This is a genomic window from Photobacterium chitinilyticum, assembly GCF_004104355.1.
In the GTDB taxonomy this organism is placed as follows: domain Bacteria; phylum Pseudomonadota; class Gammaproteobacteria; order Enterobacterales; family Vibrionaceae; genus Photobacterium; species Photobacterium chitinilyticum.
In genome coordinates, this window is the sequence record NZ_RJLM01000005.1 from 296,686 (window position 1) to 311,523 (window position 14,838).

Annotated in this window: 15 protein-coding genes; 11 read left to right on the plus strand and 4 right to left on the minus strand. The window is 43.5% G+C overall.

The window, feature by feature from the left end; genetic code table 11:
* Positions 1-244 precede the first annotated feature (244 nt).
* The 8 genes from pntA (at position 245) to EDI28_RS14400 (ending at position 8,581) form a co-directional block, all read left to right on the plus strand.
* Positions 245-1,801, plus strand: a complete 1,557-nt coding sequence (gene pntA / locus EDI28_RS14365; protein ID WP_128784574.1) for a Re/Si-specific NAD(P)(+) transhydrogenase subunit alpha — start codon at positions 245-247, stop codon at positions 1,799-1,801.
* A 10-nt stretch (positions 1,802-1,811) separates the two neighbouring features.
* The gene (pntB, locus tag EDI28_RS14370; RefSeq protein ID WP_128784575.1) at positions 1,812-3,185 is read left to right on the plus strand and encodes a Re/Si-specific NAD(P)(+) transhydrogenase subunit beta; all 1,374 of its coding nucleotides are present in this window, start codon (positions 1,812-1,814) and stop codon (positions 3,183-3,185) included.
* Between the two features lie 170 nt (positions 3,186-3,355).
* On the plus strand, positions 3,356-4,798 hold the full coding sequence (gene vxrA, locus EDI28_RS14375; RefSeq protein ID WP_128784576.1) for a sensor histidine kinase VxrA: 1,443 nt from the start codon (positions 3,356-3,358) through the stop codon (positions 4,796-4,798).
* On the plus strand, positions 4,773-5,438 hold the full coding sequence (locus tag EDI28_RS14380; RefSeq protein ID WP_128784577.1) for a response regulator transcription factor: 666 nt from the start codon (positions 4,773-4,775) through the stop codon (positions 5,436-5,438). The genes vxrA and EDI28_RS14380 overlap by 26 nt, the downstream gene beginning before the upstream one ends.
* 2 nt (positions 5,439-5,440) lie before the next feature.
* Positions 5,441-6,304, plus strand: coding sequence for a DUF2861 family protein (locus EDI28_RS14385; protein WP_128784578.1), 864 nt, complete (start codon positions 5,441-5,443; stop codon positions 6,302-6,304).
* A 145-nt stretch (positions 6,305-6,449) separates the two neighbouring features.
* A complete protein-coding gene (locus EDI28_RS14390; RefSeq protein WP_199287433.1) occupies positions 6,450-7,655 on the plus strand; it encodes an NnrS family protein in 1,206 nt (401 codons plus the stop codon).
* Positions 7,656-7,721: 66 nt separating this feature from the next.
* Positions 7,722-7,895, plus strand: coding sequence for a YoaH family protein (locus tag EDI28_RS14395; protein WP_128784579.1), 174 nt, complete (start codon positions 7,722-7,724; stop codon positions 7,893-7,895).
* A gap of 170 nt (positions 7,896-8,065) precedes the next feature.
* Positions 8,066-8,581: an HD domain-containing protein gene (locus EDI28_RS14400; protein ID WP_128784580.1), complete on the plus strand. Its 516-nt coding sequence runs from the start codon at positions 8,066-8,068 to the stop codon at positions 8,579-8,581.
* A 77-nt stretch (positions 8,582-8,658) separates the two neighbouring features.
* Here the strand turns inward: EDI28_RS14400 and nadE are convergent, their stop codons facing one another.
* Positions 8,659-9,495 (minus strand): NAD(+) synthase, encoded by an 837-nt coding sequence (gene nadE, locus EDI28_RS14405; RefSeq protein ID WP_128784581.1) that lies wholly within the window; start codon positions 9,493-9,495, stop codon positions 8,659-8,661.
* A 183-nt stretch (positions 9,496-9,678) separates the two neighbouring features.
* Between nadE and EDI28_RS14410 the strand changes: the two genes are divergently transcribed.
* Entirely contained in the window at positions 9,679-10,218 is a 540-nt protein-coding gene (locus EDI28_RS14410) for a nicotinate-nicotinamide nucleotide adenylyltransferase (RefSeq protein ID WP_128784582.1), read from the plus strand.
* A 53-nt stretch (positions 10,219-10,271) separates the two neighbouring features.
* Entirely contained in the window at positions 10,272-10,784 is a 513-nt protein-coding gene (locus EDI28_RS14415) for a hypothetical protein (RefSeq protein ID WP_128784583.1), read from the plus strand.
* A gap of 73 nt (positions 10,785-10,857) precedes the next feature.
* On the opposite strand, the gene EDI28_RS14420 is transcribed toward EDI28_RS14415, so the two are convergent.
* Positions 10,858-11,544 carry an AraC family ligand binding domain-containing protein gene (locus tag EDI28_RS14420; protein ID WP_128784584.1) on the minus strand — a complete coding sequence of 229 codons (687 nt, stop codon included), beginning with the start codon at positions 11,542-11,544 and terminating at the stop codon, positions 10,858-10,860.
* 272 nt (positions 11,545-11,816) lie between these two features.
* On the opposite strand from EDI28_RS14420, the gene EDI28_RS14425 reads away from it, so the two are divergent.
* Positions 11,817-12,923 carry a 1-acyl-sn-glycerol-3-phosphate acyltransferase gene (locus EDI28_RS14425; protein ID WP_128784585.1) on the plus strand — a complete coding sequence of 369 codons (1,107 nt, stop codon included), beginning with the start codon at positions 11,817-11,819 and terminating at the stop codon, positions 12,921-12,923.
* Between the two features lie 39 nt (positions 12,924-12,962).
* Here EDI28_RS14425 and EDI28_RS14430 read toward each other — a convergent pair whose 3' ends face one another.
* Both EDI28_RS14430 and EDI28_RS14435 read right to left on the minus strand, forming a co-directional pair.
* A complete protein-coding gene (locus tag EDI28_RS14430) occupies positions 12,963-13,502 on the minus strand; it encodes an OmpA family protein (protein WP_128784586.1) in 540 nt (179 codons plus the stop codon).
* An 88-nt stretch (positions 13,503-13,590) separates the two neighbouring features.
* The gene (locus EDI28_RS14435; protein ID WP_128784587.1) at positions 13,591-14,520 is read right to left on the minus strand and encodes a LysR family transcriptional regulator; all 930 of its coding nucleotides are present in this window, start codon (positions 14,518-14,520) and stop codon (positions 13,591-13,593) included.
* Positions 14,521-14,838: the final 318 nt, after the last annotated feature.

Sequence of the window (14,838 nt, forward strand, 5' to 3'; positions counted from 1 at the left end):
TGGTTTAGCTTGAATGAGTTGGCGATTTATGCAGCTTTTAGTGCGTATTTTGTTAATTTTATTCGTGGTTTGACCTCTGTCCAGGTGTTATAAACGTTCTTTTATTTCTGTTAGAAGGTAACATTCGTTGTAAATAGCAACGTATATGTTGAAAAGTTTTGTATTATTCCTACAAAGTGCTTGATCTTACTTTGTGGGTTGGATACAAAGCCGTAACTTCTTTGCCAATGTTCAGGGAATAATAATGCAGATTGGTGTGCCAAAAGAGATACTCGCTAACGAAACGCGAGTGGCTGCGACACCTAAAACGGTTGAGCAGCTTTTAAAAATGGGGTTCAGCGTTGCGATTGAGCAAAACGCTGGTATTCACGCAAGTTTCGACAATGCGGTTTATGAAGCTGCGGGTGCGACTATCGTTTCAGTTGAGGAAGTATGGCAGTCAGATCTTATTCTGAAAGTTAATGCGCCACAGGTAAACGATGAAACGGGTGTTGATGAATTTGACTTGATTAAAGAAGGCGCAAGCCTTGTCAGTTTCATTTGGCCAGCTCAGAATCCTGAGTTGCTTGAGAAACTATCAGGTAAGAACATTAACGTAATGGCGATGGACTCAGTGCCACGTATTTCACGAGCACAGGCACTTGATGCGCTAAGCTCAATGGCCAACATCGCTGGTTATCGCGCAGTTGTGGAATCGGCACATCAGTTTGGTCGTTTCTTTACCGGGCAGATTACTGCGGCAGGTAAAGTGCCACCGGCTAAAGTTCTGGTTGCAGGTGCTGGCGTTGCTGGACTAGCGGCTATCGGAGCTGCCGGTAGCTTGGGTGCGATTGTACGTTCTTTCGATGTTCGTCCTGAAGTAAAAGAGCAGGTCGAGTCAATGGGTGCAGAATTCCTTGAAGTTGATTTCAAAGAAGATACCAGCACTGGTGATGGTTACGCGAAAGAAATGTCTGATGAGTTCAACAAAGCCGCTGAGCGTTTATACGCTGAACAAGCTAAAGATGTTGATATTATCATTACTACCGCACTGATCCCTGGACGTCCGGCACCGAAATTGATCACCAAAGAAATGGTTGATTCAATGAAGTCGGGTAGCGTGATCGTTGACCTTGCTGCGGCGAATGGTGGTAACTGTGCCTATACCGAAGCTGATAAGGTTATTACTACCGAAAACGGTGTGAAGATCATTGGCTACACCGACATGGTTGGTCGTCTGCCTACGCAATCTTCGCAATTGTATGGTACAAACCTGGTTAACTTGCTTAAGCTTCTTTGCAAAGAAAAAGACGGCAATATCGACATCAATTTTGACGACGAAGTACTGCGCGGTCTAACTGTTATCAAAGAAGGTGAAGTTACCTGGCCTGCGCCACCGATCAAGGTATCAGCTCAGCCCCAGCAGCCAGCTCCAGAAGTTGCAACACCTGCAGAGGTGAAAGAAGAGCCATCTTCTCCAGCCAAGAAATACGGCCTGATGGCAGCAGGTATTGCAGCGTTCGGTTGGATCGCAAACTACGCACCAGCAGAGTTCCTTTCTCACTTTACGGTATTCGTATTGGCATGTGTTGTTGGTTACTACGTTGTATGGAACGTAACTCACGCACTGCATACACCACTAATGTCTGTTACGAATGCAATCTCCGGCATCATCATTGTGGGGGCATTATTGCAGATCGGACAGGGTATCGGCATCGTTACCTTTTTGGCATTTATTGCCGTACTCATTGCAAGTATTAACATCTTCGGTGGCTTCTTTGTTACCAAGCGGATGCTTGAAATGTTCCGTAAAGACAAATAAGGAGTAACACATGTCTGCAGGAATCGTACAAGCAGCATACATTGTTGCTGCAGTACTATTTATTATGTCTCTTGCGGGGCTATCCAAGCAAGAAACCGCACGTGCCGGCAACTATTACGGTATCGCGGGTATGGGAATCGCGCTCATTGCAACGATTTTCGGGCCTGAAGCACAAGGAACTGGCTGGATTATTCTAGCTATGGTAATTGGTGGTGCTATTGGTATCCGTCTGGCACAGAAAGTTGAAATGACTGAAATGCCAGAGCTAGTTGCTATTCTTCACAGCTTTGTTGGTTTAGCCGCTGTTCTTGTTGGTTTTAACACCTACATCGACCATGGTGATTTAACTGGTGCACTATTGAACATTCACCTTGTTGAAGTGTTCCTTGGTGTATTCATCGGTGCCGTTACCTTTACAGGCTCGATTGTTGCCTTTGGTAAACTGCGTGGCATTATTGACTCTAAGTCACTAATGCTTCCTCATCGTCATAAGCTAAACTTGGCGGCGCTAGTCGTTTCGATTCTACTGATGTTCTACTTCGTCAGTGTCGAAGGTTCAACATTCGCACTTATCCTTGTAACGTTGATTGCATTTGCATTTGGTTACCATCTGGTTGCCTCTATCGGCGGTGCTGATATGCCAGTTGTTGTTTCAATGCTGAACTCATATTCTGGTTGGGCAGCAGCAGCAGCAGGTTTCATGCTGGCAAATGACTTGCTTATCGTAACTGGTGCGTTGGTTGGTTCTTCTGGTGCAATTCTTTCTTACATCATGTGTAAGGCAATGAACCGCTCATTTATCAGCGTTATTGCCGGTGGTTTTGGTACTGAAGTCGTTGAGTCTGCTGATCAAGACTACGGTGAGCACCGTGAAGCTTCTGCTGAAGAAGTCGCTGAAATGCTAAGTGATGCAAAATCTGTAATCATCACTCCAGGGTACGGTATGGCAGTTGCCCAGGCTCAGTATCCAGTTCACGAGATCACCGACAAGCTACGTAAGAAAGGTATCAACGTTCGTTTTGGTATTCACCCAGTTGCTGGTCGTCTACCTGGACATATGAACGTACTGCTTGCAGAAGCAAAAGTACCTTACGATATTGTGCTTGAAATGGATGAGATCAACGATGACTTGTCTGAAACTGACGTAGTACTGGTTATTGGTGCAAATGACACCGTGAACCCTGCTGCGATGGAAGATCCAAACAGCCCAATCGCAGGTATGCCTGTATTGGAAGTTTGGAATGCAAAACATGTTATCGTCTTTAAACGTTCAATGAACCCAGGTTATGCCGGTGTTCAAAATCCATTGTTCTTTAAAGAAAATACTCAGATGCTATTTGGTGATGCGAAAGATTCTTGTAATAAGATCATTGAACATATCTAATGATTGCGTACTGATATAGATATTAATGGGAGCCTAAATAGGCTCCCATTTTTTTATATCTTGCCAGGGTAAACAGTTATTCTAAAAACAGAAAGAGTGCCAATTCTCTCCACTTTAAACTAATGACAATTATCTGACATTAGGTGGGAATTGAGTGATACACTTTGCTTATGAAAAAGTATGTCTTATTAGTATTGCTATTGATTTCAGAGCCAAGCTTCGCTTCTGCTGAAAATTTACCCGATCGCCTTAGCGCGGTGCGCTCAGAGTTGCTCAACAGTGAGCCTTTAGCGACATACGACTTCCGGCAGCTACAAAGCCGTTTTCCCAATCCATTGCTTTTACCATCTAGCTTATTGCCGCAGTCCGCAGCTTATCCGCTTAAATCATTGAAAAGATTGTATAGTAATGCCATTAGCTGCAAAGGCCCGTGGCCTGTTAGTCCATTGGTTACCCACCCAGTCGTCTTTACCAGAGCGCTGTGTAACAATACCGTTTTGCCGAAAGGTTGGTTTGTGCGATCAGGTTATATTCATCCCGGTGGTGGCAGTTATGCGGCTCGTTATTTGGAAAAACATCCAGATTCGGCAAAACTTCTTGATGGTTATCTGCATATTCAGGAGCGAGATCTAGCTCCAACCAATACAATTCTTGGCCGACTGCAGCGAATGAGTAGTGGCGAGATTCAGGTGTATATTGCAGGTGCTGAGGGATTTATATCCAATGGTGAACTCTGGATAAGAAATGGCAATGAATATCATGTTTACGATCAGCCTACATGGTCTTTTGCGCTCAATAAGTATGATATTAACTTTAGCCGATTGAATACAACTGACTTCTGTTTGGTAAAAAGCGGTAACATTTGCTGGCAAGAAGTGGATAAATCACATCTGACATTTTACCTGTTGGTTGGGTTACTCGTCGCCAACGTGGCTTTACTGATTGGATGGGGTGTCTATCGTCTCCGCATTCGTCGGCGTGCGATGCAAGAACGGATGTTGGTTTTACAAATTCTAACCCATGAACTTCGTACGCCAATTGCTAGTTTGGCGTTAACTGTTGAAGGATTTAGGCGTCACTTTGATGCTTTACCTGAAAATCTATATGATGAGTTCAGACGACTGACGGAAGATTCTCGGCGATTGCGTCAGCTTGCAGAAGCCAGCAAGGACTATCTGCAAGCGAATCAGCAGGAGCTGAGCGTTCAGCAAGTTGATTCATTTAATGAATGGGTCGAGTATTTAAGTGAGCCCTATGAGGGTGTGTCCTTGCAGTTAAGCGAAGATAGATCCGTAAACATTAATATTTATTGGCTGGGTACATGTATCGATAATTTGTTATCTAATGCTCAGAAATATGGTGCCGCGCCAGTTACATTAACTTCATCGTTCCGTGACGGAAAACTGATTGTAAGGGTTAAAGACAATGGACCGCTTGGTTCTAAGGACTGGGCAAGATTAAGGAAGCCCTTCGTAAGTGAAAAAGGCTTGGGGCTTGGTCTTACAATAGTTGAATCGATGATTCGTAGAATGGGAGGGCGGATGAAACTTGAAGGCCCTCCTACAACATTTATTTTGGAGATACCGTGTGAATCAAACTCTGCTTCTGGTTGAAGATGACCACAACCTTGCCGATGGTTTGCTCGAGAGCTTGAAAGACGCAGGCTATGAATGTCTGTATGCAGACTGTGCGTCAAAGGTTGCAGATTTATGGCCAAATGTTGATTTGGTTGTTCTAGATCGCCAACTACCGGAAGGTGACTCGTTAGATTACCTAAATGACTGGCTCTTGATTAAGCATGTTCCCGTTATTTTGCTTACGGCGATGGTGTCTGTTTCAGACAAAGTTGTCGGGCTGGACTCGGGGGCTAAAGATTATCTGACAAAACCTTTTGCTGAAGAGGAGCTACTAGCAAGAATTAGATTGCATTTACGTAGTACTAGTACTGAAGGAGTACCCGTTGTAAATGTGATATCTGTTGGTGGTATTGATATTGACCTCGATAGCCGAGAGGTTAGACAGGGGAGTAATGTCATTATACTTACTCGTACCGAGTTTGAGCTTCTTGTGTTTCTTGCTAAGAACTCAGGACGTGTATTTACTCGTGACGAGCTTCTTGATCAGGTATGGGGATATAATCATTACCCAACAACTCGAACCGTTGATACTCATATCCTGCAGCTTCGGCAGAAGCTGGCTGGTATTGAAATTGAGACGCTGCGCGGTGTTGGTTACCGGATGAAATCGTCATAGTGATGAGCAAGCTATCGTTTACCTGTTCATTGTTTTTGCTTCACTCGGTGTTAGCGACACCGGGTGCAGTGGCCAAGTGGTTTACAGGCCAAGATTCATACACAGTTGCACATCAGAGGCTACTCGAGGGTAAAACCTCTGACAGCTTTGACAGCATGGTTCAGGCTTGGCAGCAAGATCCTAACCGTGATCAGCAAGATAATTTAAACGCGTTATTCAAGTTGGCGATCACTGAAGATTGCGGGCGCAGCTTGGCACAAAAGGCATTGCCCACATGGATACCTAATTTATCGATTGAGCGCGAGGTAATTCAGAACCTCAACCAGACGATGCTCAAGTTATCGATAACTGGGCTAACTCGCATTAAGATTGCAGAAGTAAAGCTAACTAAATGGCCAAATCAGACTATCGTTGCCAGTACGCCGAGTATTGGTGATGGCGGTTATTTTTTTGTTGAAACACGCAGTCTCGAAAAGCCTATTGGTGCTGGCTTATATCAATTGACGATCGATACTGAGGGTGAGGAAACCTTTAATCATTGGGTTTTGCTGACGGAACCAACGGCTAAACAGCGGATTGGCTGGAAAGACAGTAAAAATTGGCGAATCGAGCAGGGGCGTCTGCCAGATCCCGCATGCCCATCAGCAGTACTCTCAATGAGTCTTTACGATTTAAATGATACAACTTGGACTCCATTATGGACTGAAGATGTAGATGGTAGGTTGCCAACGACTCTGCCCAAGATAGACGTAGCTGATGGTCGCTACTGGTTAAGTGTCGGGCTGATCGAAAGTCGATGGCAAGGAGATATTTCTGTATTAGATATTCAGACTATCACTAGGCCTGTTGATTACCCTGGTTTGTGATTCATTATTAGTGAAACTAATGGAATTTACTGATTTTCGCAGAACAACTCCCACATAAATAAGGTCTATTTTAAAAGATGTATTTTAATCACACCTTTTAAGGTGTATTATTAATGCATGTTTAGATGTGGGTGTAGGTTTACCTATGATGCAAATTCTCGATAATGAAAAAGAACAACAGATCATTCCAGTTTTTCGGTTAGCTTTTCGTCCTTTTTTTCTTGCGGCTAGCGGTTTTTCGGTTATCGCGATGCTGTTATGGGCTTTATTTTGGAGTGGGAACGTTAATCTCAGTGGCCTGATGTATGGCAATCCATTGTGGTGGCATAGCCACGAGATGTTATTTGGTTTTGCAGGCGCAGTTATTGTCGGCTTTTTGTTGACAGCGGTACAGAACTGGACGGGTAATCCAGGGGTTAGAGGGGGGAAACTGGCTTCGATATTTTTATTTTGGTTGCTAGCTCGAGTAGGATTACTAGTTGGTAGCCCAAGTGTTATCTTCATGATTATTGATTTGGTTTGGATGCCATTGGCGGCCTATTTCCTGGCTAAACCGATTTTTATTCGTAAGCAATGGAACAACTTATTCTTTGCACCTCTTATCCTGCTACTTACGTATCTCAATGTACGATTCCACCTGATTGCGCTTGGTATTGGTGAGGGTGATCTACGTTCAGTATCCTTTATGTCCTTGATGGTGATCTCTGTAATTGTCCTTGTTGTCGGAGGTAGGGTAATCCCGTTCTTTACATGGCGCGGAACGAATACAGAGCAGATCTCACGGGTTAAGTGGATTGAACTAGGGGCCTTGGTTCCAAGCTGGCTGTTATTGGCTAATGTTCTATTACCAGTACCTGAGTCGTTAAGCCAGTTCACATTACCTGTGCTGTTAGCCGCAACCGGCTTGTTCAATTTGATCCGATTCGTACGCTGGCGAACGTTCTCGACATTGAAGACTCCCTTGTTATGGTTATTGCACTTTGCTTATTTGTTCATGATTATTGGTATGCTTCTGCTTGCAATACATTTTCAGGCTAATGCGATAGGTTACAGTGTAGCACTTCACTTTATTACTGTTGGTGGTATTGGTTGTATGATCATGGCAATGATTGCTCGTGTGTCATTAGGCCATACAGGGAGAAGCTTACAGATCAACCGTATGATGGTAGCGGCATTTTTAGCTTTAATGGCTTCGGCACTTATTCGTACCGTAGTTGTTCTGCTATTCCCGACAATGATGCTTAGTGGCTATGTTATTTCGGCGCTATTGTGGGCAGTTGCATTTCTGATTTTCACCGTAATATATTATCCGATCCTAACAAAACCACGTTTGGATGGTCGCCCGGGATAAATAGGTGACAACAAAGCCGATTATCCCTAGAATAACGCTCCCTTTAGAAGATTAGAATTAACCGTTATGTTTAATAATGTGCCGACATTAACTCACGAACAGCAGCAAAAGGCCGCTGATAAAATCCACGAACTGATGGCTCAAGGTATCAGCAGTGGAGAAGCAATCATGATCGTTGCTAACGAAATTCGTGAAGCTGAAGCAAAAAAGCAAGCGGCACAGAGTGAAGCAGAACAGTAACTCATCGCTGTTGGTTATAAGTCTTTAAGAAAACAGGCACCGAGAGGTGCCTGTTTTTTCATCAAACTGTGCGATAAATCTCAACTGTCATATCTATCCTTAGCAAACACTCAGATGCTGAAATAGAATAATTAAGTTAGTTTTCGTAAGGACTTTGCACAGGGGGCAGGATGAATAACCGTTACCAGAAAGCACGTACACTTGCTCGCGCTAAACACAAAGATCAAATGTATGGTGCTGTTCCTTATTATGTCCATCTCGAAGCGGTCTCACGGTTAGCCAGTCCATTTGGTACGGATGCGATGATAGTCGCCCAATTGCATGATGTTGTTGAAGATACTGAAACCAGTATTGATGAACTGGCGGCTGATTTTGGTTATTTGGTCGCTGATGCAGTTGGTTATATGAGTGATGGTAAGCTTGAAGACAGGAAGTCTAGGAAAGATGAAATTAATTTTCGTTTGGCTTCTCTTGATATTGATGAAGAAGCGGCCAGAATTGCCTTAATCGTAAAAGCATGCGATCGCCTTGCTAATGTCAGATCAAGTTTACGAAGTACCGAGAAATACTTTTGTTTGTATCAGCAAGAACACCCGAACTTCAAAAAAGCGGTGTACCGAAAAGGGCTTTGCGAAGCAATTTGGTGGGAGCTGAACAACCTATTAAAGTACTCGGAAGCATCGTAGTCGTTCAAGGGACAATTGTGCTGATATAAAAAAGGGGTTGCGGCCCCTTTTTTGTCGTGTGCTTTTAGTATTGGCTCTTATTCTACGTCGTAAATCGTTGGAATTGGCTGACGCTTGTGTTGTGTTGCTTGGTAAATTTCTACCAGACGTTCAGCAACCTCAGTCTCGACAGGTTTCCCTTCTAAGAAGTCATCAATTTGATCGTAAGTAACCAGTAGTGCATGTTCATCGGGTTTCTGTGGTGCTAGCTCTTCCAGATCGGCTGTAGGCACCTTTTTCACCAGTAATTCAGGAGCTCCCAGAGTTGCTGCAAGTTGACGAACCTGTCGCTTGTTCAGGCCAAATAAAGGGGCTAGGTCACAAGCTCCGTCACCAAATTTGGTATAAAAACCCGTGATGTTTTCAGCTGAGTGATCGGTGCCTAGCACCATACCACCAATAAGACCGGCCACTTCATATTGGGCAATCATACGGGTACGTGCTTTTACATTACCTTTAACAAAATCAATCTTGCCGTTACATTCAGGAAGCAGATTCGTTCCTTTAAGCGCTTGCAGAGTATTGGCATGAGTTCCGTCAACACCATCCTTAATATTTACACTTATGGAGTGGGTCGGCTGAATAAAAGAAAGGGCAAGTTGGGCTTCGTCTTCATCGTGCTGTTCACCGTAAGGAAGGCGTACTGCAATAAATTGATAATCTTGAGAATTTGTTTCGTCATTCAATCTATTGATCGCTAGCTGAGCCAAGCGGCCGCAAAGTGTAGAATCGACACCACCGCTGATCCCAAGAACGAGAGATTTGCAGTTGGCCTGCTTCAGTTTATGCTGAATAAAGCCGACACGGCGCTGAATTTCAAAATCGACATCAATTGCCGGCAATACACGCATTTCAGTGCGAATAAGCTGTTCCATAGTGAATGAATCCTCAGGGCATTGCCCAGTTTCTAATCATTTAGCTTAACCGAATGCAAAAAACAAAAGGTTTGCATTAAATCTTTGCCAAAATCATGCGATAACTCTAGGGTAGGATCAATCCTGAATTAACAATAAATCCAAATTAATGATAAATCGGTATAAAAAAGGGGCATTCTAGTCATGACAACATCAATTGCCGTGTTTGGTAGCGCATTTAACCCGCCCAGTTTGGGGCATAAATCTGTGCTAGAAAGGCTACAGCGCTTTGATCGTGTATTATTGCTACCGAGTTATGCTCATGCATGGGGCAAGGTGATGATTGATTATGATGCACGCTGTGAGCTAGTAGAAGCCTTTATTGATGATCTTAACCTGCCTAATTTAGAGTTATCGCGTTTAGAGCAAGAAATGGCTGTCGGCAGTGAGCCGATTACGACCTATGCCGTACTCAGCAAGCTGGAAGAGCAAATTCCAGATGCAGACATTACATTTGTGGTAGGGCCAGATAACTTTCTTAGTTTTGCGAAGTTTTACAATTGTCAGGATATTGTAAAAAAATGGCAAATCCTGGCCTGTCCGGAGACCGTTAACATACGAAGTACAAATTTACGTGATAGTATTGTCAATAAGCGTTCCATCTCACACTTAACAACGGCAACTGTGGCTAGAATGCTTGATGACCGTGCGCGTTATTGCTTTCACGAATCCAATGATGAGTAATAACGATATAGGGTAACCTCGTTATTGCATCATGGGTTTCGGAAGGCTTGATTTTGAGTAGTTGTAAGATAAAACTTTGTATCTTTACTTTCATAGCCAGTTCATTTAAAGCCTGGGCTATGCCTTGTGAACAATTTACTCCGAGTCAGCTCGCTGGCTTGACGGTTGAGGAGCAGAAGACCTTTGCTACGTCATGTGCTGTTGTTAGCGATGAGACGCCAATAGAGCCTCGGCAATCAATAGACGTGCGCCACTCTTGGGATCAGGGGAAAAGCTCAGGGAATGATTTTTGGGATGATTGGTCAGGAGATAATCATTCTCCAGTTCTAACGTCTAAATCAAAATCGAAGTTTTACGGTTTAGGTTTTTGGATACCGTCGAAATATGATGACCCAGACTTTCAGTCCACCAATGATGCAGAGGAGTGGATTAAAAAACATGGTTTGCAAATGAGCTTTGGTGTTGGTGGTGAAGATGGCCGCTCAACACGGCTTAGAGTGGATTATCGTTGGCATGATGAAAGTCTTGATGATATATCCCTTCAAATCGAGATTCCATTTCAATAACGATTCAGTTGCTGTCTTAACGAACAATATCTAATAAAGCGACGTGACAACGTCGCTTTTCTGTCTCTACTCTCTAGGAGATTTCTTGCCCTAATATAGGCCTTGCAAGGGCGACGATGGTCTCTTTTGATGTGTTCAATGTGTCTGCAATTTGTTCGAGCTTACGACCGGAGCGTGATAACTTCAGTGCTTCGCGCATAATGATACAAGCCTCAAACTCATTAGTCGAAAACCCAATGATATTTGAGATGGCCGCCAATGCAGCTTTGTCAGTGACCCTGTCACCTTTCAATAGCAGGCTAAGATGTGTACAGTAGTCATTACGCAAACTAGGGCAGAGTGAATTCGTCTTCACCTTTAGTTTTGCGACTTGATCACCAATAACGCGCATGAGGTTTCCTGCGGGGCCGTCTAAGCTAAGTGGGGAGTTCTTTTTAGCCTCGTGCCGTAACTCGGTCAACAGTGCATTCATCAGAGCGTTAACCGAAAAAAAACCGGCGTCTTTACACACAGGGGATGTTAAACGTGCGGAAAACTCAACTTTATCATATTGAGTGCCTGGTAGGACGGTCAGCGCGTGGAGGCAGTCAAAAGGGAGCCAGAAGCCAGTGCCTTTTGTAACCAAAAACTCTTGCTTACCAAGTCGGACAAGCGCAGAACCATCCGTAACAACAATCATATATGAGGTATGACTTTTACGGCGAGAGCCGACGTGCAGGAAGTTCTGAATGTTGTGTGAAAATTCTATAGCCTGTTTCATAGTAAGTCTCTAGCAAAAAAGCACGCACATATTGTTCTGTTTTAAGCAAACCGTCAATAATTGAGAACCCTTATACTGCAATTTGGTGCTTTTTAGTAAGAATTGCTACGCTAACAACAGACATGTTCACTGGATTTACTGTAATGTGTTTGAAATTCATCCATATCTACGTGGTATGACCTCCAACCACACGGGTTGTTGCGTCATGTCATTGGGCAAATTGATAAATCTGCGTAAAATGTCGCGGTTTTAATTTTATATGAAGCATGATTGTGCAAACAGATAACGATATATATAAAGAGATACGTCCGTATAACGATGACGAAGTAAGTGGCGCAATTGAACGCCTTGTAAACGATAAGGAATTTATCACAGCAATTCTTAATTATCGTTTTCCTCAATTGTCAGGTGTGCTGGGCTGGTTGTTGATCCCGCTGATTAAACGCTTCTTGATAAAAAAATGGTCTAGCGTAAAGACTGTAGAAGATGTTCAGTTTCAAGTCGCAAAGTACATGAATGCGACCATTGACCATTCATGTGACGGTGTCACCAATAGTGGGTTGGATAAACTTGATCCAAGCCAATCTTACCTATTTATTTCAAATCATCGTGATATAGCAATGGATCCGGCGATGGTTAACTGGTGTTTGTTTGAGCGTAAATTTAAAACTGTTCGCATTGCCATTGGCGATAATCTGCTTAAGAAACCTTGTGCAACTGAATTAATGCGTTTGAATAAAAGCTTTATCGTTAAACGTTCGTCGAAGGGGCCGCGTGAGATGATGAAAACGCTTGGCCAGCTTTCAAGCTACATTTCCCACTCCCTTGAAACGGGTAATTCGATTTGGATTGCGCAAAAAGAAGGGCGGGCCAAAGATGGAAATGATAGAACTGACCCGGCAATTTTAAAGATGTTCTTTATGGAAGGGCGAAAGCGCAAACAGTCTTTCAGTACATTCATTGCGGGGTTAAATATCGTACCTGTTGCCATTTCTTATGAAAACGATCCTTGTGATGTAGCTAAAGCCAAAGAGCTGTACGAAAAAGAAACTTCAGGTAGCTATGAGAAAGGCGAGCTTGAAGATATTGAGAGCATCATCCAAGGGATCGTCGGTGAAAAGCGTCGCATACATGTGAGCTTTGGTGAGGTGATTAAATCATCGTTTGAAACACCTGAAGAACTAGCTGAAGAGATTGATCGACAGATTACTCAGAATTATCACTTGTTCCCAGCAAATTACATTGCGGCCAATCAAACGCATGAATCTGCAACAGAAGTTGAAAAAGCCAGGTTTGCAGAAAAACTGGTTGATCTACCGGAAGGCGTTGTAGACATTTTAAAGAAAATGTATGCGTTCCCGGCGATTAAAAAGCAATAAAAGATGATTAGGCAGCAGGCATAGTACCTGCTGTCTCAATTAATACTTAGGATCAGGGCTGGCACTTAAGGTTCTAACTATCGCTTTCGGAGACAACACTTCAACTCGCCGATTTTTTTGTTTTTCTGCTTCTGTTTTACCTTTTGCGATTCTCTCGCTATATCCTGCCGCTACAATTTGAATTCTTTCTTCTTCAACACCAAAAACAGATGAAATATAGATTGCGACGCTAAATGCTCGCTCGTAAGAAAGAACCACATTTTCTTCTTCGTTACCACTGTCATCACTGTGACCGACAACAACGATAAAGCTATCGGGGTGCTGTCTAAGCCTTACTGCAATGGAGTCAAGCTCGAGTTGATTGATTGCGTCTAGTTCATAGCTGTCTTTTTCAAAATAGATGGTCTGCCTCATTTCGGGCAGCTCCGTTAGCAAAATTTTGGCGCTTGGGACTGGGGAGGTAGGTTGCTGCCCTGCACTGTTCGTGACGCTGTCACTTCCATTGCCACAACCAGCTAAGACAACGCTGGTCAGCAGAAATGAAATTAATGTATGGCATTGAGTTTTTTTACACGCCATTACTAAACCTAAAGCTATAAATCACTACTTTAGGTTTAGAACATCTGACTGGAATCACAACTGCATAATTGAGATGCGAGTGGCTCGTCTATCGGTTAGTGGCAGGGTTGGGATTACGATATGGTGGTATGGCCATTCGCTCGGACATGAAGTCGATAAAGGAGCGTACTTTAGGTGCAAGGTACTTGCGTCGTGGATAAACTGCGTAGATAGGTAACTCGACATCAGCCTTCCATTCCGGTAACAACTGTACAAGTTTGCCAGTATCTAGTTCATCAGTAATTAGGTACGTTGCCAAATAGGCGATCCCTAAGCCAGAGAGAGCAGCATCAAGAACAGCAGGTGCGTTATCTATACGATAGTTTCCTCGTGCACGGATAGATTGCCTTACACCGTCTCGGGTAAATTCCCAATTAACATACTTTCTTTCTCTACTCTGGTAAGTAATACAGTTATGTTTACGTAATTCACTCGGCGCCGTTGGCGTACCATTTAGCTCTAGGTAGTCAGGTGATGCGACAACCACAAATTTGCAGTCAGCCAGTTTGCGCGCAACCATGCCTTCTGGAGGATGTTCATGAATGGCAACCCAGCAATCAAAACCTTCCTCTAGTAGGTTAGGGCGGTGGTCAAACAGGCTGACTTCCAGTTCTAAGTCCGGGTGAGCTTTTTGAAATTCAGCCAATGCGGAAGTAATGTGCGGATTACCAAATGATTGTGCGATTCCGACCCGAAGCACACCTTTAATCTCGTTTCGGTAACCAGCGACCATGGCTTCAGCCTCGCTTACTGTATCCAGCAGTTGCTGACCATACTCTGAATACTGCAAACCGATATCTGTTAAGGCAACGGCACGCGTACTGCGTTGCACTAGCTGACAGCCTAGACGTTCTTCAAGAAAACGTATCTGTTTACTGACTTGTGATTTTGAGATCCCAAGACGCTCTGCAGCGCGAGTAAAGTTTTGTTCGTGGCCAACAGTAGCGAGTATCACCATTTGTTGAAGATTTTCTAGCATAGGGGAGAACCATAAAGAGACAACATAGAAAGTATACCATTGATTACAAACCGGTAAATAATCAAGGTTGCACATTGTGACAATGTCACAGTTAAATTCATATCCATTTTTTACTACTTGCCCCATAACTCTGACAAGAAGAACTCGATCTCGACATCTACCGATAGAGTGGTGACGGATCTGTAAAATCTCATTCATTAGCATATTCGTTGGTATACCTAATAAATAGCATCTAAAGGTATCTGATGTTAGTAGTTGTTTACCTCTTTAAATTCAAGGTGTTGCGATCTTGTCCACACCTGTAAACAATGATTCGAC